We start from the raw sequence: 23,490 nt of genomic DNA, 5'->3' as shown, positions 1-23,490 counted from the left end.
ATTAATCGCACTTAAATGCTTTAATATGACTTACTTTGTCAAGTTTAATAGTAACGCAAGTTGCAATCTAAAGTTATTTTAATCTTGCTTCATTTAGAAATAGCTTTATAATGACCGCATAGTCATTTTAAAGCTAGGTATTCTCATGTTACAATTACAAGGAAAAACGATTGTTGTGGCTGGGGCCACAGGCACACTTGGTCGAAATATTGTTGAAGAATTATTGAATGTGGGCGCAAAGCCACGGGTACTGTTGCGCGATATAAATAAAGCGTCTCTTTTTGAGTTTTCGAATGCGATTGAATATTTTGAAGCGCAGGCAACTGAACTGGAAAGTTTGGAGGGGCTGTTTAAAGGCGTACATGGGTGTATTTCTGCGCTCGGTAAAACCCGCCAAGCAGATAAACAAAACTATTGGCAGGTGGATTATGGTGCCAACAGCCATCTGCTGCAAATGGCGATAGATGCGCACCTACAGTTTTTTAGTTATGTTCATGTCATTGGAAATGCGCAGCAAAATGGTAGCCAGTTATTCACCGCGAAACAAGCCTTTGTCGATAGCTTGCAGCAAAGCCCAATCGAAAGTTACGTAGTACGCCCGAGCGGCTTTTTTAGTGATTTGGCAGAAGTGTTTACCATGGCGCAAAAGGGGCGTGTATGGTTGATAGGAAATGGTCAACAGCCCGTAACCCCTATTCATCCGAGAGATCTGGCTAAAGAAGTGGTACGCGCACTTTTGAAAGGACAGCGTGATATTACCGTGGGGGGGCCGCAAACCATTACCCAAGACGATATCGCCAAGTTGGCTTTTTCTGTCCTGGGGCAAAAAAGTAAAACGAGCCACATTCCTGAATGGCTTATTACGGCGTTGTTAGGTGTGGTGAGCTCTATGACACCACAGCGCTTTTGGGGGCCTTTCGAGTTTTTTCATGAAGCCATGAAAAACGATATGAGCGCTCCCCATTATGGCAAAGAAACACTAGAAAATTTCTTCTTGGAGCTGAAGCGTAAAAAGGCGTGAAGTTTTAGGTAAATTTTTAGACTTACGTAAAGTCATTTGATATTCTCAATTTTCAAGCTTGATGAGTAAAATTAGGGATTAATAACGTACTCAATTCAACTGGTATTAGTTAAATTTATTCATCATAAAATTACCGCTTTTGGTTTATCAATATTATGCAGCACCTAATGAATATATCTAGAATCACATCTTATTTATATAAATAAATATTTGACGAAACAGGCGGTTTATATTTAAAAATAGTTTTGTAACAATCATAAGTTGTATATTATATTTAATCGGAGTTCATAACTATGAGCGAGCCTGTGCCACACTGGACCGCTTCTAGCCTTGCCAAAGCACTAGAAGTATCAGGGCAAATTACATCTGAGGAAATGGAAATTTCTAATCCCGATAAAACCGATGATGTGTTTGAAGTGCGGATGAAAGCTGCTGGTGACACCTTGTTGTTTATTGTTGTGAGCGAGGAGCAAATCACGACAACAACAGTGCTTTGGGCCCGTGAAGAAATGAGTGATCCCAATGCCTTTGAAGCATTAATGCTGCGTTCGCACCGTGCCCTTATGCCATTAAGTGCACTTTCTATCGGACAAATTGGTGAGCGTGAATACTACGAATTGTTCGGTGCCATGTCCGCGACCTCTCCCCTTTCAGAAATAATTGCTGAATTTAGGGTAATTGCTGATAACGCCATTGAGCTTGCTCGTGAACTGGGTCCAAAAGCCACCGCATAATATAGGAAGTAATTGATGAGTCTTTGGGATAAACTATTTTCCGCTTTTAAAGGCCACGTCCACAATGCAGCAGATTCTATTCAAGATTCAAACTTGATGGTGATTTTGGAGCAGGAAATACGTGAAGCTAAAAAATCTATCGGCGAAGCCAAAAGCGAGAAATCGAAGATGACTGCCAATCGCGTTTTGAAAGAGCGCTTGATTGGCGAATTGGCCGAGGAAATTCGCAGACGTAAAGAAGCTGCCCGTAAAGCCAAGCTGGTGGGTGATGAGGATCTGGCTGTAGAAATTATCGAGAGCATTCTCAAAATCAAAGAAAAAATTCTTTCTGAACAAGAGATGGCCGATAAGTATATTGCCACTGAAAAGAAGATGGATGCTACGATCCGTCAAGCACAGGGGCGAATTGAGAACCTGAAACGCAAAATGGATAGCTCCAAGGCTACCGAGGCGCTTATCAGAGCTCAAAAAGCTTCTTCGACCAGCACGCTTGCTTCTAACGGGAAGCTTGCAAGCGCGATGGACAGTCTAGAAAGGCTTGAAAAGCGTCAACAAGAACAGCAAGCCATGCTTGATGCTGCAGAGCATGAAGCTCGTGTTGAAGCAGGTACAGATTTGGAAGATCGGATCAAGCAACTGGATCAACCAAATCAGACCGATGTCCAAAAACTGCTTGCTGCACTTTAAGCCTTAGCACGCAATTGCGCGTTTATTTCAAGAACAGCTGCCTGGGCGAGCGACAAGAAACCCCAGGCGGCAAAACCTGCAATATTGACTTTGTATTTGTGCAGCCATCACTCAAAAACAGTTGGCCAACGGCATCCTCCCCTGAAAATTAATAAATGAATACAACATGATATCGTATTCATTATCTTGATTAGAAACAGCTTTTAAACAGGCGTAAGTACATTTAGCTAAATCGCTTGCAAGTTTTTGTATTTCCTTATATTAGTTATAACTAAATTAGATCAAGCTTACTACAAAGGTCTAAATCAGATCGTTCATGTGGGGACAAAATGATAACAGAGTTTACACCAATAAATGCCCTGATTGGCGGGGCCCTCATTGGTTTTTCAGCCGTTATTTTGCTTGTTGTAAACGGGCGAATAGCAGGAATTAGCGGAATTTTGAGCCGCATAATGGTGCCAGCGCATAACAAGGAAGAACTGCCCTGGGAGATTTCCTTTGTTATTGGTTTGCTTTTGGCCCCTATACTCTATTTCTTCCTCACCGATACCAGTGCAAATGTCGCAGTCTCTGCCAATTGGTGGGTGGTCGGTGCTGCTGGCCTGTTGGTCGGCTTCGGTGCTGTGATTGGCGGTGGGTGTACAAGTGGCCATGGTGTTTGCGGATTAACCCGCTTTTCGAAGCGTTCCATGGCCGCAACGGCAAGCTTTATGAGCACAGGTGCCATTACTGTCTATTTCCTTAAGCACGTGTTTGGAGGCTAGCATGCTCAGAGCTTTTTACGGCTTACTCGCCGGTCTTTCCTTTGGCGCCGGCCTTACAATTGCCGATATGATTAACCCTGCAAAAGTGCAGAACTTCTTGGACATTGCAGGTAACTGGGACCCCTCACTGGCATTCGTTATGGGCGGCGCAATTGTCGTTGCCTTCCCGTTCTTTCGTTTGGCGCAGCGTATGGGTACTCCACTGGCATGCGACGACTTTCGCTTGCCAACAAAAATCGCCCTTGATAACCGGCTGATTATCGGCTCTGGGCTGTTTGGTATCGGTTGGGGGTTGGGTGGTTTGTGCCCGGGGCCGGCGATCAGCGCTCTGACCATAGCCACATCGAGCAGCTTTTTTGTTTTTGCCATTGCCATGGCTGTCGGCATGATACTGGCACGCATTATCATGCTTCGTGCTTAAAAAAACTTGGTTACAGGTTGAAACCCACTTCCTCCAGGTTCAGGGAGCGCCTCCCTACTGGTTTGATATCTGTAACCCTTTTTATAAATGAATGACATCGTTTAGTGGAGAATAACCATGACCTATACCGTGGACATGCAGCAAAAGCCGCTTGTAAAAGATTTTTTCGACCCAATTTCCAATACAATTTCTTATGTAGTTCAAGACCCGCAAAGCAAATCCTGTGCAATTATTGATTCTGTAATGGATATTGATTATGCGGCAGGGCGTATTAGCTTTGAACATGCTGATGAGATCATCAAATACATTAAAGAGAATGAACTTAAGCTTGAGTGGTTAATTGAAACCCACGTGCATGCGGACCATTTATCCGCCGCTCCTTACATCCAAAAGCAATTGGGCGGTAAAATCGGTATTGGCGAGCATGTAAAAACCGTACAAGAAGTTTTCGGCAAAGTATTCAATGCCGGTACCGAATTCCAACGTGATGGCAGCCAGTTCGACCGTTTGTTCCAAGATGGTGACAGCTACGAAATTGGCTCTCTTAAAGCGTTTGCAATGCATACACCAGGCCATACGCCAGCATGTATGGTACACGTGATCGGTGATGCTACATTCGTTGGCGACACCATTTTTATGCCGGATAGCGGCACCGCACGTGCTGATTTTCCTGGTGGGGATGCAGAAACACTCTTTGAATCTGTTCAAAAGGTTTTAAGCCTTCCAGACGAAATGCGTTTGTTCATGTGCCATGACTACGCGCCAGGCGGACGCGAAATAATGTTCGAAACCACTGTGGCTGACGAGAAAAAGAAAAACATTCACGTAGCTCAAGGCACTGATAAACAAAAGTTTGTCCAAATGCGTAGCGAACGCGATGCGACTTTGGATATGCCCAACCTGATCGTCCCCTCCATTCAGGTAAATATGCGGGCAGGTGATCTGCCTGATAAAGAAAATAATGGTACAGTATATTTAAAGGTTCCAGTCAATGTCCTCTAATTTCATGTCTAAGGTTTCTGCTTTGTTTGGCGGTGGCGGTGGTCTGCGCGTCTCCAAACTCGATGACAATTTTTCAGTTTGCGGCCAGCCGAGCCTGGAAGATCTCGAGCAGATAAAACAAATGGGTTTTAATGCCATTATTTGTAACCGCCCTGATAACGAAGCCCCAGGCCAGGTGAGTTTTTACGAACTGAGCGGGGCCGCTGAAAAGCTGGGTATTGCTTCTGCTTATGTCCCGGTAAGCCATGGTGAAGACCCGGCTGAGGCGACCCAAAAAATGGCTGAAGCACTCCAAAAACTACCCGGACCCATTTTGGCTTATTGCCGTTCGGGTGCGCGTTCTTCTACCATTTGGCAAGCAGCAAAGTAGCGTATTCATTGCCGATTAAAACACAACATCGTGTGTAAGCCTCTGTCTACAGAGGCTCCCCTCTCAAAAGGGGTCATTGTCTGCCCGCCTCTTTTGAGAGGTTCCCACATTCTCAGGAACGATAGTTTTCTATCAGCGAAGTTTAGCCAAAGACCATTGGCGCAAAATAATGCCTATCGACACAAGCCATTGCCTATCGATAGGTAGAATGCAGCGCATATTCTTGCAAACTCAAAGCTGAAATTACTTCCGAAATTGGAACATTCCATGACCAGTACCAGTGAAACGCCCGTTCACGTACCAGCCGCCAGCCCAAAGCGGGCACATGGGCCTGCCAAATATTTGCCCATTCTCGCTTGGGGGCGAGAATATAATAGGGGCACCTTTAGCGCCGATTTTATCGCCGCTATTATTGTCACCATAATGCTTATTCCCCAATCGCTGGCATACGCTCTACTTGCTGGTTTACCGCCGCAAGCGGGCCTTTACGCGTCAATGGCACCTTTGCTGGCCTATGCGCTGTTTGGCACCAGCCGGGCACTCGCTGTAGGGCCTGTGGCTGTGGTGTCGCTCATGACAGCCGCCTCCATAGGAGCACTATCACTTGATAGCCCGCAAGCCTATTGGGGTGCCGCTCTATTACTTGCGCTGCTTTCCGGTTTGTTTTTGCTAGGGCTTAGCTTGTTGCGCCTTGGCTTTTTGGCCAACTTCCTTAGCCATCCTGTTATATCCGGTTTTATTACCGCAAGTGGCTTGCTTATTGCCGCCAGTCAGCTCAAGCATATTTTGGGCATTTCAGCACACGGCCACACCTTGGTCGAGGTCTTGCATAGCCTTTGGCAGGGGTTGTCAGATGTCAACTGGACCACAGCTGGGCTTGGTTTTAGTGCTTTGGCGTTTCTGTTTTGGGTGCGTAAACACTTTAAACCATTGCTCAAACGTTTAGGCCTTTCCGAAGGTGTTGCAGCCGCTGTTACCCGCGCGGGGCCGGTATTTGCAGTATTTGCCACCACACTGGTAACAGCATTGTTTTCACTAGAAGAGCAAGGCGTTGCCATTGTGGGTAATGTCCCCAATGCATTGCCGGGGTTCTCCCTTCCTGCCTGGGATATGGAGCTGGTGCAAATGCTCATCGGTCCAGCTATTCTCATCAGTATTATCGGTTTTGTTGAATCGGTAAGTGTGGCGCAAACGTTGGCTGCACGCAAACGCCAGCAAATTGACCCGAACCAAGAGCTACTTGCTTTGGGGGCGGCCAATGTGGGTGCGGCTTTCACAGGCGGTTATCCGGTGACCGGTGGTTTTGCCCGCTCGATTGTCAATTATGATGCAGGCGCAGCCACACCAGCCGCCGGTTTATTTACCGCTGCTGGAATTGGTCTAGCTACCGTATTTTTGGTGCCGCTTCTCTACTTCTTGCCCAAAGCAACCTTGGCCGCCACAATTATTGTTGCTGTACTAACACTGGTCGATTTTAGCGTATTGAAACGCACTTGGGCTTACTCCAAGGCCGATTTTGCTGCTGTGCTGATTACGATCTTGCTCACCCTCACACGTGGCGTGGAAGAGGGCGTAACGGCCGGGCTACTGGTGTCTATCGGGCTTTATTTATACCGCACCAGCAAACCGCATATTGCTGTTGTTGGCCGCGTTGCAGGCACCGAACATTTCCGCAATATTTTGCGCCATAATGTGGAAACCCGTGAAGACTTAATCAGCATTCGGGTGGATGAAAGCCTGTACTTTGCCAACGCTCGCTACCTGGAGGATGCCGTTTATGATTTGGCAACTCAAAGTGCCGCGACCAAACATGTGGTGCTTATGTGCTCGGCAGTAAACTTTATTGATGCCAGCGCGCTGGAGTCACTCGAAGCACTGAACCACCGCCTTCATGACGCTGGAATCATGCTACATCTTACCGAAATTAAGGGACCTGTGATGGACAGGTTACAAAAGACCGAGCTACTCGACGAGCTCAGCGGCCAAGTCTTTTTAAGCCACCACCAGGCTATATCGTCTTTGTAAAAGCGAAGTACCAGTAAAAATGCCCGCTCATTGCGGGCATTTTTGTTTCAAGAAAACTCTTAGGCTTTTTGTCGGAGCCTAAGGGACATACTTGATAGCTGCAAGTAAGGCCCGCTAATGCAGCAAATATCAGCCGTCACGAGCGCCCATCTCAATCCAGATGGCTACACCACCAAGACGGTGCAGGCTCTCATTATACTCAGGCCAGTTCGACAACTTGTATCTTGCTTTACTAAACTTGTGACGCGTTCGGCATTATATTTAAATGACATGGAAAACGTCTTCAAAAAGGAAAATATCAGGCCAAACTACCTCACTTACAGATTTATGTAACAACGTCCCATCGCATCAACGCTTTCTCATAATCGATTCAGGCTGCTATGCTTCACGCTTGAAATCCGCTTAGTGAAAGCTCTTGCCGCGAAGTTCAGGTTAAGTTCACGACACCCTCTATTTCTAGGGTAAATTCACGTCAAAATGAAAGCACACCTCATTTCTAACAAGGTGTGCTTTCGCTGTCTCTAATCGCTCCGAACAATTGCGCTATATTCACCGCGCAACTTGAGCGTTACTGTTACAGCTGTGTCATCCCGGTTGCGCCAAAACCATCCATGGTCTCCGGCAAAAGGTGTTGTAAAGCTACCTTCGCCAGAGCGCTTCCCGCGTCCTTTCTCATAGGAGACATTTTGACCACCCGCGTGACCATGCAGATCAAAGTTGATGCGCCCCCCTGCCGCTGTCCAGGCAAAGGAGAGATGCTCTCCTGATTTCATAGTGGCCTTTATTTCGAACCATTCATCAGGGCCGAGCGTGAATTCGATTTCGTCCGTCCATGTTTCCTGCGCATGTGCGGAGGAGATTAGCCAACCCGAAGGATCTAGAAGGAAAGACGTATCATCGCTAGTTTTGTTTGCCTCTGCATCTGCGTGGGCTTCAGCCGCAAGCTGTTGTTTAATCTCGCCCATTTCTGTTAAGCCAAGATAACTGCCAATGCCGGTTGGATCCTCTCCATACTCAGCTGGCAAGAATATGGATATGCCTATCAATACTGCGCTGAGGCAAGCTAAAATTGATGCTCGGAACAACTGTGCCTTTGAGGGGAGTTCTTCCTGCTTGGGTGTAGGCGTGTTGTGCATTTATATCTCCACTCTCTAGACGCTGGCGATAAAACCGGAAATTTGTTTAAAGGTCAGGAAAAGGCCAAGGCTAGCCAAGATGACGTTGGCATATGTGGCCTGCTTGAAAAACTTAGGGTGATGCCGCCAATATCCCATTACGATCAAAATCGAGAACAACGCCAATAGTTGACCAATTTCAACCCCGAGGTTGAAAGCAAGCAAGTTTGCGAGCAGCCCTTCAGGGTCTATTCGGTATTCTAGGATCTTGGAGGCAAGGCCAGTGCCATGGAACAGACCAAAGATTAATGTGGCAACTTTGGTGTTTGGTTGAAAACCAAAGCATTTACGCAGATAGCCGAGGTTATCAAGTGCCTTGTAGACGACAGACAGGCCGATAATTGCGTCAATAATATAGGCATTTATACCCCAGCCCAGCCAAACGCCAAGCAACATGGTGACGGAATGGCCGAGTGCAAAAAGGCTGACGTAAATCGCAACATCTTTCTTATGATAAAGAAAGAAAACAACGCCCAATAGAAACAGAATATGATCATAGCCGGTGATCATATGTTTAGCGCCCAAATAGATGAATGGGATGATTTGGACCCCCCATATCTCTTGGATATAACCGGCATCACCAGCGGTGACGTCGTGTGCAAAGGAAATGCTGCTTGTGAAGGCAAGCATTGCAACCAACAGGGTGACAAGCCGAAATAGCTTGCTCAAGAAGCCCTGAACAAAGGTAATCATGGGAATACTCCACTTGTGTTGATAGGTAGAAAAACACGCAATGGCTGCGTTTCGCCGTCTACCTGCGTGGAGGGCGTTCTATTCTAAAGTTCAGGTCAGACAGGCGTCTTTCCTTTAATAAAGGCCATACCTCATTATTCATTCGCAAACTACTAGTGTTGCGGGGTGGGATTAGGAAAGTTTGACTGTGATCATGATCATCAACGTCATGGTGATGTCCATGAAAAGCCCAAAATCTGTCCTGTTCCAACCCATGAGAATGCCCGTGGCTCTCAATGACTTTCTGATGCTCTACATGCGTTTGAACCAAAGTGGGCGCATGGGTGAATGCAGGCATAAACAACCACAGGAGAACGGTCAGGCAAATGCAACTCGCAGCAATCCTCTGACAGTGCGCCAAGACTTTTCTAACCGATTTTGTTCGTTGTCTAGCCTGCATAAGAAATCAAATCTCTTGAACTTGATGCACTTCTACAGTGATGTGCGACAAATGAGCAAATTCGGCCAAACGGGCTTTGTATTGCTCTGCAGTTTTGGGAGCTTGTGAAATTATTGACAAAATTAGTGAGTAGTGGCCCGGGCCTATCTGCCATAGATGAAGATCAGAAATTCTGTCCTGATCAGTCGTAATTGCGCTTATCACTTTGTTTTCAAGATCATTGCCTTGGGGGACACGATCTAAAAGAACCGCAGCTGTTTCTCGAATGAGCCCCCAGGACCAACGCGTAATCACAACCGCCCCAACAACCCCCATGAAAGGGTCCGCCCAAAACCATCCATAAGTACGCCCAACAAGCAGCGCCACTATTGCGAGCACCGAGGTGAGTGCGTCCGCCAAGACATGTAAATAAGCGGCCCGAAGGTTACTATCACGGCTATGACTATGATGGGTGTGATCATGTGGGTGATAGTGATGGTGATGGTTATCCCGCAATAACCACGCACAAGCCAAGTTAACAACAAGCCCAATGATCCCCACCAAGATGGCTTGCTCAAAGCTAATATCCACGGGGCTCACCAAGCGCATCACGCTTTCCCAGCCGATCAATAGCGCAATCAAAAGCAAAAGTATCGCACTTGCAAATCCTGCAAGGTCGCCAGCTTTTCCTGTTCCAAAACTGAAGCTTCGATTGTCAATGTTTTTTCGGGCGAAACGATAGGCCAGCACGGCAATTAGCATCGCCCCTGCATGGGTTAACATATGCCACCCATCTGCAATAAGCGCCATGGAACCAAACCAGTGTCCAGCTGCAATTTCAATCACCATCATCGCTGCTGTGAGAGCAATAACCAGCCACACCCGTTTTTCGTTACGCTCTTGATGTGCGCTTAAAAATGAATGGTCATGGGAAAAGCTTAAGGTATCTCGGTTGCGCATGCTACATCCTCTTGCCTAAAGAAAGCGCGTTTACTTGAGGTAGGTCTTCAAAATCTGGATCATTTCATTTGCTGCAGCCTCTCGCTTGAGTTGTGATCCCTCCTCGGCCACGTGGCTGAGAAGGTGCTCGGCGAGAAGCTCGTTTGTCAGCCCAGCCATTGCACCGCGAATGGACGCAATCTGCCGCAGCACCTCGGTACAATTGGTTTTGGCCTCTAAGGCGCGTTCCACGCCTTCAACTTGTCCTTTTATACGCCGCAAACGGGCAATGAGTTTGGTGTTGTCATGACTGAGATGGGACACTTCACTCTCCCTATATAATATAGGGGGGTATATTATATGAGCAATCGATGTGCAACAGTAATTTGGGTGCTATCAACTTAACTTCGGCTCCAGTTCCGATTGGTTGTTGGGCAGCATGACTTCAGATCGGCCATGTTACCTAAAGCAAATTGAGTTACCAGCTTGCCCTTACCCATTTAAACTCAAGCACATTGCCGCGCTCGAACGTGGGAGGTACGATGCGCTTTTTTGCAGGAGAAAACCAGCCGTCACGAGCGCTCATCTCAATCCAGATGGTGACACCACCAAGATGGCGCAACTTATAAGGGAAAACGTTTGATTCCTTTAAAGTTTTGAGTTTACTTAGATATCTTGTGTTGAATTGTAAGGGGAGAGCACATGTCGGATGTAACGCAACAAGACATGATTGAAGAAATTGCAGTGGTACTTGATGAACTGCAAGACATTTTGCATCGAAATAACACCTTTGATGACTATTACCAGTTTGCGCTGGAAAATATTAGGCGAGTAGCCCGGGCAAATCGGTTTGCCTGGGATATGATCCCTGAAAACCGCAAGGATATTCTTATAGAGCTAAACAGTATTTCTGAGTTTTATTCTCTGAAAGAGCAGGAAGGAAAGGTATATAGGGATTTTTCTTCCTTTGATCCTAAAGATCAATTATGGGTGTTTGAAGACGATGAGGATGAGAATGCCAGTCAAGAAGAGATACTAAATGAACGGCGAATAATGTTTCCTGCGAGTATAAGAGGTGCATTATGGCGAGCTAAAAAAGGAGTTGATGCATTGGCGGCCGTGACTGCCTCGCCAGACTTCAGCAAGCAAGACAATGCGGCAATGTATGCTGCAACACAGTTTGAAGTCGCTGCCGAGCAGTTACGAGATGATCTCTCTAAACTTACGAAAATCTGATGTTTTGCTAATGTTAGCCATGTTACCTAAAGCAAATTGAACCTACAACGCGCTCATATCCATTTAAACTCAAGCAAATTGCCGCGCTCGAACGTGGGAAGTACGATGCGCGTCATTTTGTTGAGAACAGTACCACCAATCTTTGCTTTTGCCTCACCCTTCTTCCGCCTTCTTGAATAGCAAGAATGTCCTTATCGCGTCCGTTGGCTCAGACGTAGCCTGCGGGCTGAGGACCGCCGTATCGGCAAAGACAGATTTAGGCAACATGGCACCAATTTCCAAGCAAAAATGATAAATCAATAAAAACAGGCTGACCTATTGTTGCTAATAGAATTAATGGATTCCTATCGGTTTCTCAAAGCTCTTTTTATAGATATGGCAAGAGGAAATAAGTCTAATATCTTACCCAGAACAACATATGCAATTGTGGCACATCTACGCATTAACGCTTCGGTAGCTTGGCAAGCTAACTAATCATGGAAAAGAAAATATGGCTTATACACCGAATGATCTTTCTGCTTTCTGGATGCCATTTACGGCAAATCGTCAGTTTAAAAAATCACCAAGAATGATCGTTGGTGCTGAGGGTATCTATTATAAATCCGAGGATGGGCGGAATATACTGGATGCCACTGCCGGCTTGTGGTGCTGCAATGCCGGTCATGGCCGTACTGAAATAACAAATGCCATCTATGAACAAGCGCAAACACTGGATTATGCTCCAGCTTTTCAAATGGGCCACCCGAAGGCCTTTGAGCTTGCAAACCGGTTGCGAGGCATCGCACCATCATCAATGGAGCATTTTTTCTTTACCAATTCCGGTTCAGAATCGGTCGAAACTGCACTTAAAATTGCCATCGCCTATCATAAAGCACGTGGAGAGGGTAACCGCACACGCCTTATCGGACGAGAGCGCGGCTACCATGGCGTTAATTTCGGCGGCATATCTGTGGGTGGTATTGTCAATAACCGGCGGGCTTTTGGCGGTCTGTTAAATGGTGTTGACCATATACGCCACACGCATTTACCCGAGCTCAATGCATTATCCCGTGGCCAGCCGGAACACGGAGCATACTTGGCCGATGATCTGGAACGCCTGATTGCGCTGCATGGCAGTGAAACCATAGCCGCTTGCATTGTTGAGCCGATTGCTGGATCCACAGGGGTTTTGCTGCCCCCTAAAGGCTACCTGGAGCGCCTGCGGGAAATATGCACTAAACACGGTATCCTGCTGATATTTGATGAGGTTATTACCGGCTTTGGCCGCCTTGGCTCCAGCTTTGCCGCCGAGCATTTCAATGTTATGCCGGATATGATGACCACCGCCAAAGGTTTAACCAACGGGGTCATACCCATGGGGGCCGTTTTCACGACTAAGAAAATCCATGATGCCTTTATGCAGGGGCCGGAATACCTGATTGAATTGTTCCACGGCTACACATGTTCCGGCAGCCCTATCGCTTCTGCGGCTGCACTCGCTACGCTTGAAATTTATAGAAAGGAAGGATTGTTCCAACGAGCAGCCGAAATTGCGCGCTATTGGGAGGAAGCCCTTCATAGCCTTAGGGGCTTGCCGCATGTCATCGATATTCGAAATATGGGCCTCGTTGGCGCGATAGAGCTGGAGCCGATTGCAGGTGCGCCGACCAAACGGGCATTCAATGCATTCACCAAAGCTTTTGAAAAGGGGATTATGATCCGCACCACCGGTGATATTATTGCACTTAGCCCGCCGCTTATAATTGAAAAATCACATATAGATCAGCTATTTGATGTCCTAAAAAGCATATTGAAGGATGATCTGGACGCATAAAGCCGATGGGTTCAAGGCCTACTTTAGGCAATAAAAGGCATAAAAAAGCCCGCTCGAGAGCGGGCTATTTTTATTCTACTATCAATATGATAGTGGCGGAGAGGGTGGGATTCGAACCCACGAGACGCTTCCACGCCCGCCGGTTTTCAAGACCGGTGCATTCAACCACTCTGCCACCTCTCCAGCTTCGTGGTGAGGGGTATTTGCAGGATTTTGGTTTTCAAGTCAAGCGGTTTTGCCAATAAATAACTTCTCTCCACAGTTCGTGGTTGAGAACACCCCATCTTCACATAAATGGCAAAACACTAGGTACCTGAGGTACTTATAATAGGGAGAAAACAAGGTTCTATTCTTTATAAGAGAAGCAAATACTGTTTTATTTGAAAAACGGGATCGCTAGCAGTTGGCAATTGGTCTCCCCAATAAGCGGAAAGCGCTTACTTATTTTCCAGCTATTATAATCAACTACTAATAATTCTCTTTTCGATCATGATTCTCATTAGCTGTTCGTTTAGTGTGCCTATTCTCTTTGTGTAGACGTATTTGCAAAAGCAACTTTTCTTTATTCTACACAGGCGGTAGGGCATTAATTATATCCTTACGACATTTATTTTCTTAGACTAACTCAACTGCAAGAATGACTTAGCTAGACGGAATTATTTTACCATTACGCAATGAAACAAAATAATGTAAACGATTACATTTTTTCGTTTACATCCGCAAAAAAAGGATTATCTTAGAATTATAGAAACGAACTGGGAGGTTCCTAAAAATAATTGATGAAGCTGTTCAATGTCTTTAGTTATACTTGCTAAAAACAAGCAGTGCCCACATAATACTTCGTACCCACCCTTTATGGAGTTGTTATGTTGCTTGTTCTTTCGGAATTAATACTATCCGAAAGTTACAAATTTAAGACATGCAATAGTTAAGCCTATTAAACTGCGTGTGGCAGCACTCCACCCCAATTAATGCCACACAACTCATCGGAAATGGAAGGCGCAAAACCCTTAACCCGCCTTCTCCCCTATCCATTTCTGGTGTTGCAGCTTGCCTTTCCTCCAGGCTTTGCTGCCATATAGGGAGCGTCATACATTGCCTCGTATGCCGCTCCCTCTATTTTCTTCTGTTACCAATCCAAATACGTATTAATGACTTTACGTCACCAAATGTAGTCCACAGCTTTCAACTATTCTTCAATTAATGTACATTTCAGATGTATATTTATATTTTGCGTTTATGTTCTTTTCTTAAGTTCGATCTCTGCACCTGTGAAGCTACCTTAAAGTTATCTATCCTCTTGTAATTAGTAGTTTTTGTAGGGGTTAACCTTATTGTGTACTAGTGAATACTTTAAGTATTTCTCGGTAAATTAGATGTTACTTATTTAAGAATGACTACCATTAGTAGATACTTGCGTTAACCCTTATAGTAATTTCAGCTAGCTCTTGATTTTTATCAAAGTAGTTTTTTTATAAAGAATGATATTTCTCCTCTGTAAGTATTATTTGCCAAGCGAGTAATATTTGAGAAGAGGGTTGAATGCGCCACTTATTTAAACGCAATAATGAGAATAAAGCTGAAATTTTACCGCCTTATACCAAAACTGCGGAAGATTATGCGGAAAAGTGCGTTTCTTGTGGCGATTGTATACAGGCGTGTCCAGAAAATGTACTTGTTAAATCGCCGACTAACCAACGACCCCACCTAGATTTTACTCAAGGTAGTTGTAGTTACTGTACGCAATGTGCCGTTGCGTGCGAGGCCGGAGCCTTAACAATAGAAAACGCCAAGCCATTACCTGTTAAAGCGCAAATCACACCTTCTTGCCTATCTTACCAAGGAATTACTTGCCGAAGCTGTGCAGAATACTGCGAGCAAAGCGCCATACGCTTTCACCTAGCAACCCAGGGAAAGCAAATACCGCAATTAGATACGCAGGCCTGCAACGGATGCGGTGCCTGTTTTTATATATGTCCGAATAATTCGATCGAAATGATCAGGCAGCCCACAGCCACCTAAGAAGAACGAAACAGGCAGCCAAAAGCTACCTAGGAGGAAGAAATGAATATATGTGGCGTTCTCGTCAACTGTATGCCAGGCAAGACCCTGGAAATGAGCGAGACTTTATCCTCTCTCGATGGTGTTGAAGTGCACCATGTTGAAGAGAAGGCGCATCAACTCATTGTTACAGTAGAAGACACCCCAACAACAAAAGCCGATGAGCAAGTCTTGGCCATTCACCGCACTCCTGGTGTGGTGTCGGCTGGTCTGACCTATCATTCATTCGAAGAATTAGACGAACCAGAGCTAAAGATCGCCTAACGGGAGGCCCCCTATGACAATTAAAGCAAGTCGTAGAGACTTCATAAAATCCGCAGCTGTAACGGCCACCGCATCGGCGGCTGGCATTGCCCTGCCACAAGCTGCAGCACACGCAGCCCCATCAAACGACAAAATCCGCTGGGATAAGGCAGCCTGCCGCTTTTGTGGTACCGGCTGTTCTGTGCTTGTTGGTGTGAAAAACGACCGCGTTGTGGCAACACAGGGTGATCCGGACGCACCGGTGAACCGTGGCCTCAACTGTATTAAAGGCTATTTCCTTTCCAAAATCATGTACGGTAAGGACCGTCTGACAACGCCGCTACTGCGTAAAAGCAATGGCGTTTACGACAAGAACGGTGAATTCGAGCCCGTATCATGGGACGAAGCCTTTGATATTATGGAAGAGAAGTTCAAGGATGCCTTGAAGAAAAAAGGCCCGACCTCGGTTGGTATGTTCGGCTCTGGCCAGTGGACCATTTGGGAAGGTTATGCCGCTTCTAAATTTATGAAAGCGGGCCTGCGCTCTAACAACCTCGACCCGAACGCCCGCCACTGTATGGCATCGGCCGTTGTTGGCTTTATCCGTACCTTTGGTATTGACGAGCCAATGGGTTGCTATGATGACTTGGAGCACGCCGATACTTTCGTGTTGTGGGGCTCCAACATGGCCGAGATGCACCCGATTTTGTGGTCACGCATCACCGATACACGCCTCACACGTCCTGGCTGTGAAGTGCAGGTACTCTCCACTTTCGAAAACCGCAACTTCGAGCTGGCCGATAACGGCATTGTTTTCAACCCGCAAACCGACTTGGCAATCCTGAACTTTATTGCCAACTACATCATCGAAAATGATGCGGTAAACTGGGACTTCGTGAATAAACACGTTAACATCACCAAAACCGAAACCGATATCGGTTATGGTCTGCGTGCCAGTGACCCGCGTGAGCAGGAAGCCGAGCATCCTGGTTCTGGTAAACTCAGCAAAATCGATTTTGACGAATACGCCAAACTGGTTTCCGAATATACGCTTGAAAAAACCTCCAAGCTTTCCGGCGTGCCAGAAGAGCAATTGTTGAAACTGGCACAAGCCTATGCCGATCCGAACCGCAAGGTGATGTCCTTGTGGACCATGGGCTTTAACCAGCACACCCGCGGCAGCTGGGTGAACAGCTTGTGCTACAACGTGCACTTGCTCACCGGTAAGATTTCCGAGCCGGGCAACGGCCCGTTCTCGCTCACCGGTCAGCCATCGGCTTGTGGTACCGCCCGTGAGGTGGGTACATTTGCTCACCGTCTGCCAGCGGACATGGTGGTTAAAAACCCGAAACACCGCAAAATCTGTGAGGATACTTGGGGTCTGCCAGAAGGCACCATTCCAGCAAAACCCGGTTTCCATGCTGTGTTGCAAAACCGCAAGCTGAAAGACGGCGAGCTGAACGCTTACTGGGTGCAGTGTAACAACAACATGCAAGCCGCACCAAACATGAACGAAGAAGGCTGGCCGGGCTACCGTAACCCGGAAAACTTCATCGTTGTGTCCGACCCTTATCCAACAGTGACTGCTATGGCTGGCGACTTGATTTTGCCAACTGCCATGTGGGCAGAAAAGGAAGGGGCTTATGGTAACGCCGAGCGCCGTACCCAGTTCTGGCGTCAGCAGGTGAGCGCACCGGGTCAAGCCCGCTCTGACCTTTGGCAGATCATGGAATTCTCCAAGCGCTTCACTACCGATGAAGTATGGCCTGAGGAGCTGCTAGCGAAAAAGCCGGAGCTGCGCGGCAAGACACTTTACGAAGTGTTGTTCCGTAATGGTCAGGTTGACAAGTTCCCGACATCTGAAGTTGCCGAGGGCTTTGACAACCAAGAATCCAGCGATTTCGGCTACTATGTACAAAAAGGCCTGTTCGAGGAATATGCTTCCTTTGGTCGTGGCCATGCCCACGATTTGGCACCGTTTGACACCTACCACAAAGCCCGCGGCCTGCGCTGGCCAGTGGTGGATGGCAAAGAAACCCTTTACCGCTTCCGCGAAGGTTACGACCCATACGTGAAAAAAGGTGAAGGCGTTCGCTTCTACGGTAAGCCCGATGGCCGCGCCAACATCATCTTTGCGCCTTACGAGCCAGCGGCTGAAGAACCGGATAACGAATACGATCTGTGGCTATGTACCGGCCGTGTGCTGGAGCATTGGCACTCCGGTTCCATGACACGCCGCGTGCCTGAGCTGCACCGTGCATTCCCGGCAGCTGTGTTGTTTATGCATCCGCAAGATGCCCGTGAACGTGGTCTGCGTCGTGGTCAAGAGGTCACCATCTCCACCCGCCGTGGTGAAGTTGTTACCCGTATCGAAACCCGTGGCCGCAACAAGGTGCCAAAAGGTTTGGTGTTCATGCCGTGGTTCGACGAAAGCCAGTTGGTCAACAAGCTTACGCTTGATGCCACCTGTCCGCTTTCCAAGGAAACGGACTACAAAAAATGCGCTTGTAAAGTCGAAGCCGTTTAAAGACAAACCCGCACGAATGGAACAATTCCATGTCTGACCTTAAGAAATCAGGTCTCATCAGTGTCAAGCGTCGCCAGTTTCTTGGCGACGTGGCCCGCATTGCTTGCGGCTGCGCTGTCACGGCCACATTTCTCACGGTTTACCAGGTTCAGGTAAAGGCAATGCCACCTGACGCCATCAGACCGCCGGGCGCTTTACCGGAGGAAGATTTTCTGGCCGCGTGCATACGCTGCGGCCTGTGCGTGCGCGATTGTCCCTATGACACTTTGAAGCTGGCGGATTTGGGTGATGGCGGACCGGCAACCGGTACACCTTACTTCATAGCGCGCGATGTGCCCTGTGAAATGTGCGAGGATATTCCTTGCATTGAGGCGTGCCCTACCGGCGCTCTAGACCATTCGCTCAAACAGATAGACAAAGCGGATATGGGCGTTGCGGTGCTCATTGACCAAGAACATTGCCTCAACTATTTGGGCTTGCGCTGTGACGTGTGTTACCGCGTTTGCCCGGTTATTGACGAGGCCATTAAGTTGGTCATGACCCCCAACACCCGTACTGGCAGTCACGCTGTTTTTGCCCCGACCGTTTATGCCGATGCTTGCACCGGCTGCGGTAAGTGCGAAAAAGCCTGCGTACTGCCTGAACCGGCAATTAAGGTGCTGCCCACCCGTTTGGCACGGGTGAAAGGTGCCGAGCATTACCGCTTGGGTTGGGAAGAAAAGGCCAAAGCCGGTAACGCGCTGGTGCCTGGCCTGATCGACTTGCCCGACCGCATGCCGGAAGACGCATCATCTGTCCCAGATTTCAAACCTCTGTTTAATCCTGGAAAGGGTAAACCATGAAGAAACAGCGGTCGGAATCACGCGAACATATCAAGCGTTCACTTTGGCAACAAAACCGCTTTCTCATCCTGCGCCGTTTAACGCAAGTCTTCTTTCTAGGCTTGTTTCTGGCCGGACCATGGGCAGGCATATGGCTGGTGAAGGGCACATTGTCTGGTAGCTTAACACTGGACATATTGCCCTTAACCGACCCGTTTTTGCTTTTGCAAACCATGCTCACCGGTCACTGGCCAGAGCTGACAGGGCTTTTGGGCGGCGTTATTGTGGTGCTCGCCTATATGGTGCTGGGTGGTCGGCTTTATTGTTCCTGGGTTTGCCCCATGAACATAGTTACCGATGCCGCTGGCTGGTTGCATCGCAAGCTGGACTTGAAAAAAGGTTGGCAGCCCAAACGCCAAACCCGCCTATACATGCTGGTAACAGTAATGCTGTTAGCCATGGGCACCGGATCGCTGGCTTATGAGCTGGTGAACCCGGTCACCATGCTGCACCGCGGCCTCGTTTTTGGCATGGGGTTTGTGTGGGGCGTTGTGGTGATAGTGTTCTTGTTTGACACTTTCGTCTCGCGCCATGGCTGGTGTGGCCATTTGTGCCCCATGGGCGCGTTTTATGGCTTGCTGAACCACAAAAGTTTGCTGCGCGTTTCTGCTTCCAATCGTGAAGCTTGTGACGACTGCATGGACTGCTTCGAGGTATGCCCCGAAAATCATGTTATCTCGCCTGCCTTGCGTGGTAAGGGCGAGCAGACACCCCTTATCCTGAGCCGCGATTGCACCGATTGCGGCCGTTGCATCGACGTTTGTGACCTGAACGTCTTTGAATTTACCCATCGCTTTAACACGAAAATCAACCATCACAACGAAAACGAACCGGGGCGCGTTGATCCGGTCACAAGTTTTGCAAAGGGAGCTCAACAATGAAAACGGGAGTGCCTTGGAAGGCGATCACCATTATGGCGGTTATGGCAATTTCCGGCTTAACAGCCCTTAGTGCCGGCGCCGATGAAGTACAGTCCCTGCGCGGTGTACAAGTAGACGAACCAGTGGTTATGGAGCCAACTGCGCGCCCTAAAAACGAGCGCATGCAACGTGCTTATCGGCAGCAGCCACCACTTGTCCCCCACAAGGTGGCACCATACCAAATTGATTTGAAAGTGAACCAGTGCCTGAATTGTCATGATTGGTCTAATGCGGGCGATCATAATGCCCCCACGCTTTCTATGACGCACTACACCGATAGGGATGGCAAGCAAACAGATGCGGTTGCGGGCAACCGCTGGTTCTGTACCCAGTGCCATGTGCCACAGGTGAATGCCGAACCACTGGTAGAAAACGAGTTCAAATCCTCCAGCGAACGCTAGCGGGCAAGCAGAGGAGAGGAAACCCCTATGAACACAAAGAACGAGAAGCCAGAAACGGCTAAAAAGGGCAACATTATTCAGCGTTGCTGGCGTTTTCTACGCAAGCCCAGTGCCACACTTTCTTTTGGCTTTCTGGTGGGCGGCGGTATTATTGCCGGTATTATTTTCTGGGGCGGGTTTAACTGGACCATGGAAATGACCAATACTGAAGAGTTTTGTATTGGCTGCCACGAAATGCGTGAAAACGTTTATCAAGAATACAAGGAAACTGTACACTACAATAATGCCAGTGGTGTGCGCGCTGTGTGTTCCGATTGCCATGTCCCCAAAGAATGGGGCCATAAAATGCTGCGTAAAATTCAGGCATCCAACGAAGTTCTGCATAAAGTATTGGGTAGTATCGATACGCCGGAGAAATTCGAGGCCAAGCGTTTGCAGTTGGCAACCAACGTTTGGAAGGCGATGAAAACCACCAATAGCCGCGAGTGCCGCAACTGTCACGATATGCAATCTATGGATTTCGTGGTTCAAGGTACACGTGCTGCTAAAGAGCACTCTAAAGGCTTTAAGGAAGGTAAAACCTGTATTGACTGTCACCAGGGTATTGCTCACTCGCTGCCAGCCAATGCCTACAAAGAGTACAAAACCCGCATTACTGATGTTTACCACAATAAGCAGTAGGTTTTGCTAGAGCCTGTTCTGTTTGGTTGGATAAAACCAAACGACAAGAATGCGCTGCAAATTAAAGCTTGAGCCTAGAGCATGAGTATAAACAAACGCAATAGGCACTTGCCAAAAACAAAAGGCCCTCCAGTACTTGGGGGGCCTTTTTGTTGGGTGGGTTTGGGCTTATTGGGTTTGGGTGTCGTTTCGTAAAAGAACTAAAGCAGCTTGCAATTTCATGGAGGATTTCGAACTGTATTAGCCTTTTATTTTAATGCGTATTCATACCCAAAAGCAGGTATTTATTTTTCGAATAATGTCGACTTTACATTAAACAAAAGAAATCTTTTCCCTTACCGCACTTGAGAATAAAGCGGCGCGAGAGATGTTATAGCTTTGTGCATAGCTATCAACGGCTGCCAGCAGGCCAGCATCCACCTCTATCTCTATCCGCGTTGTTTTGGCGAGATCAGCCAAATAAGGGATGCCAACACACACGGCACCTTCAAGCAATCCGGCAATTACTTCATCCGTTTTTGCTGCCACTTGTAATTCATCAAGCGCTCTTGGTACCGGCAACGGTTCGCCATGTTCAAGCATCGCATTGAGATGCAGTGAGAGCGCTTCGGCCGCATTTGCCTGCGCTTCTTCGTAGTTATCTCCATAGGATATGCAGCCCATTACATCAGGAAAGCCGACGCTGTAGGCTGTATCTTCATCTTTATGAATTGTCGCGATGTACATTCTCTTCCTTAAAAAAATGCTTGAAACAGGCAACAAAAACTTAACATCTTCAGTCTTGAGTTTTGCTGAAAATTATTAAAATAGCGAGCAATTACCCAGAATCTTTAAGGGTAATTGCTCCACGCTTCAAAGGCTAGCTAAACCACTACTTGTGGCTCAATCGAAGCCTCTCAATCCTCCAAATCTGGCAGGGGTCATGAGTTAAGTGAGGTGCCTAGTTGAGCCAATATCGCTCAATTTGGCTCAAGGCTCCAAAGTTGCTTGGCGATTTCGATAGAAGTGCGGAACTTGGCTTGTGCAAGTGCCAATTCTTCTTTTTTCGCGGGGTCTGGTTGGTAACGAGCGGTACGCTGGAATATGCCACTTTCCTTTGCAGCGCTTGCGTTTGGCCAAATGCCTACACCAACACCGGCACAAAGAGCTGCGGCCAGGCAGTTTGCTTCTTGGTCCGCCAACAATTGAACCGGAATACCCAGGCCACTTGAAACTGACTGCATCAATAGCGGATTGCGTGCGCCACCGCCAATAATGGTCAATTCATCTATTTTTCTGCCGGTAACTCGAGTTACGTCATCGTACAATACCTGCAATGAATGAGCGATGCCCATGACAACAGATTTGTATAAATGTGCACGTTTGTGTTCGTTTCTCAAGCCATAAAACACACCGGAAGCATTGCCGTGTTGGTGGGGCGCTCCCCCGGGTCTCAAGAATGGTAGAAACATAGGAGTGGCTTCATCACCAATAGCCGCGACTTCAGCAAGTGCCCGCTCGTAGGCGTCGGCACCTTCGAGCTCACTGTAGGAATTTTCAACGAACCATTGCTGACCTATGGCACCTGTAAAACTAACATACTGGCTGTGGTATAGGCCCGGGATGAGGTGGCGATAACAAATCATTCTTGAGGAGAAGTCCCCAAAGGGTTGTGATTCAATTGTACCGCCCCAAAGGGCTGAACCGAGATAGAAATAAGCATCGCCCTCAGCTATGGCGGCAGAACCGGCTGCAGCGCAAGGGCCATCACCAGCACCAACTGAAACAGGAGTACCTGCTTGCAAGCCGGTTAATTCGGCAATTTTTGGCGATATTTTTCCTGCAACATCTGTGCTTTCTACCATATCGGGAAATAAATCGGCCGATAGGTTGGCACAACTTAGAATTTGTGCGCTGTGCTTACCTGCTTTAAGGTCAAAGGCCCCGCCAAGACATTGGTCCGTTGGTTCGGTGGCCATTGCACCTGTGAGGAAATAAAGTACATACTCTTTAGCGTGTAGCCACTTAACGGCCCTGGCAAAAACCTCTGGTTTGTTTTTGGCATACCACATCATCCGAAAAATGGATGTCATATGCACTGGGTGCCCCTGGTAGGTAATATCGTAATAGGCCTCATGGCCGCCAAAGTCTTCCAGAAAACGGGCGGCTTCAGCCTTTGCCCGTTGGTCTGCCCAAATAGGCACACTTTCTTCCAAAAGGTTGCCGTTACAATCAATGGGGATTTGCCCCATCATCTGGCCCGAAAAAGAAATACCTGCCACACATTTGGGGTCGATAGCACTTTGAGCCAAGACTTTGCGCAGGCCCTCTAAAGTGCCGTCAATCCAGTCTTGAGGACGCTGTTCTACATGATCCGGCGCTGGATAGCTTGTGTCGTGAGGCTGATAAGAAGAGGCAACCAGCTCACCTGCCGTATCAAACATAGCGACTTTTACACCTGTGGTACCAATATCAATACCAATTAAAACTTCGCCCACG

At 47.6% G+C, this 23,490-nt stretch carries 23 protein-coding genes and 1 tRNA gene; 17 read left to right on the top strand and 7 right to left on the bottom strand.

Annotated elements, in window-relative coordinates:
- The first annotated feature begins 145 nt into the window (after positions 1 to 145).
- The 8 genes from AYK67_RS14155 to AYK67_RS14120 all read left to right on the top strand — a co-directional run bounded on the left by AYK67_RS14155 (position 146) and on the right by AYK67_RS14120 (position 7,024).
- Positions 146 to 1,021, top strand: coding sequence for an SDR family oxidoreductase (locus tag AYK67_RS14155; RefSeq protein ID WP_068088166.1), 876 nt, complete (start codon positions 146 to 148; stop codon positions 1,019 to 1,021).
- 293 nt (positions 1,022 to 1,314) lie between these two features.
- Complete coding sequence (locus tag AYK67_RS14150) at positions 1,315 to 1,755, top strand: DUF2170 family protein (RefSeq protein ID WP_068088164.1); 441 nt, start codon at positions 1,315 to 1,317, stop codon at positions 1,753 to 1,755.
- A 15-nt stretch (positions 1,756 to 1,770) separates the two neighbouring features.
- Entirely contained in the window at positions 1,771 to 2,442 is a 672-nt protein-coding gene (locus AYK67_RS14145) for a PspA/IM30 family protein (protein WP_068088162.1), read from the top strand.
- 329 nt (positions 2,443 to 2,771) lie between these two features.
- A complete protein-coding gene (locus AYK67_RS14140; RefSeq protein ID WP_173645124.1) occupies positions 2,772 to 3,206 on the top strand; it encodes a YeeE/YedE thiosulfate transporter family protein in 435 nt (144 codons plus the stop codon).
- Position 3,207: 1 nt separating this feature from the next.
- Positions 3,208 to 3,627 (top strand): DUF6691 family protein, encoded by a 420-nt coding sequence (locus AYK67_RS14135; protein WP_068088160.1) that lies wholly within the window; start codon positions 3,208 to 3,210, stop codon positions 3,625 to 3,627.
- Between the two features lie 117 nt (positions 3,628 to 3,744).
- Positions 3,745 to 4,629, top strand: coding sequence for an MBL fold metallo-hydrolase (locus AYK67_RS14130; RefSeq protein ID WP_156453176.1), 885 nt, complete (start codon positions 3,745 to 3,747; stop codon positions 4,627 to 4,629).
- The gene (locus AYK67_RS14125; RefSeq protein WP_068088157.1) at positions 4,619 to 4,999 is read left to right on the top strand and encodes a protein tyrosine phosphatase family protein; all 381 of its coding nucleotides are present in this window, start codon (positions 4,619 to 4,621) and stop codon (positions 4,997 to 4,999) included. Before AYK67_RS14130 ends, AYK67_RS14125 begins: the two co-directional genes overlap by 11 nt.
- A 267-nt stretch (positions 5,000 to 5,266) precedes the next feature.
- Positions 5,267 to 7,024: a SulP family inorganic anion transporter gene (locus AYK67_RS14120; RefSeq protein ID WP_082735834.1), complete on the top strand. Its 1,758-nt coding sequence runs from the start codon at positions 5,267 to 5,269 to the stop codon at positions 7,022 to 7,024.
- A gap of 521 nt (positions 7,025 to 7,545) precedes the next feature.
- On the opposite strand, the gene AYK67_RS14115 is transcribed toward AYK67_RS14120, so the two are convergent.
- The 4 genes from AYK67_RS14115 to AYK67_RS14100 all read right to left on the bottom strand — a co-directional run bounded on the left by AYK67_RS14115 (position 7,546) and on the right by AYK67_RS14100 (position 10,573).
- On the bottom strand, positions 7,546 to 8,160 hold the full coding sequence (locus tag AYK67_RS14115) for a transmembrane anchor protein (protein WP_068088150.1): 615 nt from the start codon (positions 8,158 to 8,160) through the stop codon (positions 7,546 to 7,548).
- A 15-nt stretch (positions 8,161 to 8,175) separates the two neighbouring features.
- Positions 8,176 to 8,892: a HupE/UreJ family protein gene (locus tag AYK67_RS14110; RefSeq protein ID WP_068088147.1), complete on the bottom strand. Its 717-nt coding sequence runs from the start codon at positions 8,890 to 8,892 to the stop codon at positions 8,176 to 8,178.
- A gap of 445 nt (positions 8,893 to 9,337) precedes the next feature.
- Positions 9,338 to 10,270 (bottom strand): CDF family Co(II)/Ni(II) efflux transporter DmeF, encoded by a 933-nt coding sequence (gene dmeF / locus AYK67_RS14105; RefSeq protein ID WP_068088145.1) that lies wholly within the window; start codon positions 10,268 to 10,270, stop codon positions 9,338 to 9,340.
- Between the two features lie 30 nt (positions 10,271 to 10,300).
- Positions 10,301 to 10,573 (bottom strand): metal/formaldehyde-sensitive transcriptional repressor, encoded by a 273-nt coding sequence (locus tag AYK67_RS14100; RefSeq protein WP_068088139.1) that lies wholly within the window; start codon positions 10,571 to 10,573, stop codon positions 10,301 to 10,303.
- Between the two features lie 378 nt (positions 10,574 to 10,951).
- Here AYK67_RS14100 and AYK67_RS14095 point away from each other — a divergent pair, with 378 nt between their 5' ends.
- Together AYK67_RS14095 and aptA are read left to right on the top strand one after the other, a co-directional pair.
- Positions 10,952 to 11,485 (top strand): hypothetical protein, encoded by a 534-nt coding sequence (locus AYK67_RS14095; RefSeq protein WP_068088138.1) that lies wholly within the window; start codon positions 10,952 to 10,954, stop codon positions 11,483 to 11,485.
- Between the two features lie 490 nt (positions 11,486 to 11,975).
- Entirely contained in the window at positions 11,976 to 13,298 is a 1,323-nt protein-coding gene (gene aptA / locus AYK67_RS14090; RefSeq protein ID WP_068088136.1) for an omega-aminotransferase AptA, read from the top strand.
- A 93-nt stretch (positions 13,299 to 13,391) separates the two neighbouring features.
- Here aptA and AYK67_RS14085 read toward each other — a convergent pair.
- Positions 13,392 to 13,481 (bottom strand) — tRNA-Ser (locus tag AYK67_RS14085).
- Positions 13,482 to 14,840: 1,359 nt separating this feature from the next.
- Between AYK67_RS14085 and AYK67_RS14080 the strand changes: the two genes are divergently transcribed.
- The 7 genes from AYK67_RS14080 to AYK67_RS14050 are packed head-to-tail and all read left to right on the top strand — an operon-like array spanning position 14,841 to position 21,012.
- Positions 14,841 to 15,320, top strand: a complete 480-nt coding sequence (locus tag AYK67_RS14080) for a ferredoxin-type protein NapF (protein WP_068088134.1) — start codon at positions 14,841 to 14,843, stop codon at positions 15,318 to 15,320.
- A 42-nt stretch (positions 15,321 to 15,362) separates the two neighbouring features.
- Entirely contained in the window at positions 15,363 to 15,623 is a 261-nt protein-coding gene (locus AYK67_RS14075; RefSeq protein WP_068088132.1) for a chaperone NapD, read from the top strand.
- Positions 15,624 to 15,636: 13 nt separating this feature from the next.
- A complete protein-coding gene (gene napA, locus AYK67_RS14070) occupies positions 15,637 to 18,129 on the top strand; it encodes a nitrate reductase catalytic subunit NapA (protein ID WP_068088131.1) in 2,493 nt (830 codons plus the stop codon).
- A gap of 29 nt (positions 18,130 to 18,158) precedes the next feature.
- The gene (gene napG, locus AYK67_RS14065) at positions 18,159 to 18,971 is read left to right on the top strand and encodes a ferredoxin-type protein NapG (RefSeq protein WP_068088128.1); all 813 of its coding nucleotides are present in this window, start codon (positions 18,159 to 18,161) and stop codon (positions 18,969 to 18,971) included.
- Positions 18,968 to 19,891, top strand: a complete 924-nt coding sequence (gene napH / locus AYK67_RS14060) for a quinol dehydrogenase ferredoxin subunit NapH (RefSeq protein ID WP_068088122.1) — start codon at positions 18,968 to 18,970, stop codon at positions 19,889 to 19,891. Before napG ends, napH begins: the two co-directional genes overlap by 4 nt.
- A complete protein-coding gene (locus tag AYK67_RS14055) occupies positions 19,888 to 20,331 on the top strand; it encodes a nitrate reductase cytochrome c-type subunit (RefSeq protein WP_208976308.1) in 444 nt (147 codons plus the stop codon). Before napH ends, AYK67_RS14055 begins: the two co-directional genes overlap by 4 nt.
- A 27-nt stretch (positions 20,332 to 20,358) precedes the next feature.
- On the top strand, positions 20,359 to 21,012 hold the full coding sequence (locus AYK67_RS14050; protein ID WP_068088114.1) for a NapC/NirT family cytochrome c: 654 nt from the start codon (positions 20,359 to 20,361) through the stop codon (positions 21,010 to 21,012).
- Positions 21,013 to 21,324: 312 nt separating this feature from the next.
- On the opposite strand, the gene AYK67_RS14045 is transcribed toward AYK67_RS14050, so the two are convergent.
- Positions 21,325 to 21,738 carry a type II toxin-antitoxin system HicB family antitoxin gene (locus AYK67_RS14045; RefSeq protein WP_068088112.1) on the bottom strand — a complete coding sequence of 138 codons (414 nt, stop codon included), beginning with the start codon at positions 21,736 to 21,738 and terminating at the stop codon, positions 21,325 to 21,327.
- 233 nt (positions 21,739 to 21,971) lie between these two features.
- Positions 21,972 to 23,489 carry a xylulokinase gene (locus tag AYK67_RS14040; protein WP_068088109.1) on the bottom strand — a complete coding sequence of 506 codons (1,518 nt, stop codon included), beginning with the start codon at positions 23,487 to 23,489 and terminating at the stop codon, positions 21,972 to 21,974.
- Between the last annotated feature and the right edge of the window lies 1 nt (position 23,490).

It is taken from the genome of Polycladidibacter stylochi (assembly GCF_001562055.1).
GTDB lineage: Bacteria > Pseudomonadota > Alphaproteobacteria > Rhizobiales > Stappiaceae > Pseudovibrio > Pseudovibrio stylochi.
This window is presented reverse-complemented; position numbering and strand designations above follow the sequence as displayed.

What these genes read in the sequence shown, in the direction of transcription:
- AYK67_RS14145 (WP_068088162.1), top strand. Translation starts at nt 1,771, where the DNA reads ATGAGTCTTTGGGATAAACTATTTTCCGCTTTTAAAGGCCACGTCCAC.
- AYK67_RS14130 (WP_156453176.1), top strand. Translation starts at nt 3,745, where the DNA reads ATGACCTATACCGTGGACATGCAGCAAAAGCCGCTTGTAAAAGATTTT.
- AYK67_RS14095 (WP_068088138.1), top strand. Translation starts at nt 10,952, where the DNA reads ATGTCGGATGTAACGCAACAAGACATGATTGAAGAAATTGCAGTGGTA.
- napH (WP_068088122.1), top strand. Translation starts at nt 18,968, where the DNA reads ATGAAGAAACAGCGGTCGGAATCACGCGAACATATCAAGCGTTCACTT.
- AYK67_RS14055 (WP_208976308.1), top strand. Translation starts at nt 19,888, where the DNA reads ATGAAAACGGGAGTGCCTTGGAAGGCGATCACCATTATGGCGGTTATG.
- AYK67_RS14080 (WP_068088134.1), top strand. Translation starts at nt 14,841, where the DNA reads ATGCGCCACTTATTTAAACGCAATAATGAGAATAAAGCTGAAATTTTA.
- AYK67_RS14115 (WP_068088150.1), bottom strand. Translation starts at nt 8,160, where the DNA reads ATGCACAACACGCCTACACCCAAGCAGGAAGAACTCCCCTCAAAGGCA.
- AYK67_RS14150 (WP_068088164.1), top strand. Translation starts at nt 1,315, where the DNA reads ATGAGCGAGCCTGTGCCACACTGGACCGCTTCTAGCCTTGCCAAAGCA.
- AYK67_RS14050 (WP_068088114.1), top strand. Translation starts at nt 20,359, where the DNA reads ATGAACACAAAGAACGAGAAGCCAGAAACGGCTAAAAAGGGCAACATT.
- AYK67_RS14140 (WP_173645124.1), top strand. Translation starts at nt 2,772, where the DNA reads ATGATAACAGAGTTTACACCAATAAATGCCCTGATTGGCGGGGCCCTC.
- dmeF (WP_068088145.1), bottom strand. Translation starts at nt 10,270, where the DNA reads ATGCGCAACCGAGATACCTTAAGCTTTTCCCATGACCATTCATTTTTA.
- AYK67_RS14120 (WP_082735834.1), top strand. Translation starts at nt 5,267, where the DNA reads ATGACCAGTACCAGTGAAACGCCCGTTCACGTACCAGCCGCCAGCCCA.
- AYK67_RS14110 (WP_068088147.1), bottom strand. Translation starts at nt 8,892, where the DNA reads ATGATTACCTTTGTTCAGGGCTTCTTGAGCAAGCTATTTCGGCTTGTC.
- AYK67_RS14045 (WP_068088112.1), bottom strand. Translation starts at nt 21,738, where the DNA reads ATGTACATCGCGACAATTCATAAAGATGAAGATACAGCCTACAGCGTC.
- AYK67_RS14135 (WP_068088160.1), top strand. Translation starts at nt 3,208, where the DNA reads ATGCTCAGAGCTTTTTACGGCTTACTCGCCGGTCTTTCCTTTGGCGCC.
- AYK67_RS14075 (WP_068088132.1), top strand. Translation starts at nt 15,363, where the DNA reads ATGAATATATGTGGCGTTCTCGTCAACTGTATGCCAGGCAAGACCCTG.
- napG (WP_068088128.1), top strand. Translation starts at nt 18,159, where the DNA reads ATGTCTGACCTTAAGAAATCAGGTCTCATCAGTGTCAAGCGTCGCCAG.
- AYK67_RS14155 (WP_068088166.1), top strand. Translation starts at nt 146, where the DNA reads ATGTTACAATTACAAGGAAAAACGATTGTTGTGGCTGGGGCCACAGGC.
- aptA (WP_068088136.1), top strand. Translation starts at nt 11,976, where the DNA reads ATGGCTTATACACCGAATGATCTTTCTGCTTTCTGGATGCCATTTACG.
- napA (WP_068088131.1), top strand. Translation starts at nt 15,637, where the DNA reads ATGACAATTAAAGCAAGTCGTAGAGACTTCATAAAATCCGCAGCTGTA.
- AYK67_RS14125 (WP_068088157.1), top strand. Translation starts at nt 4,619, where the DNA reads ATGTCCTCTAATTTCATGTCTAAGGTTTCTGCTTTGTTTGGCGGTGGC.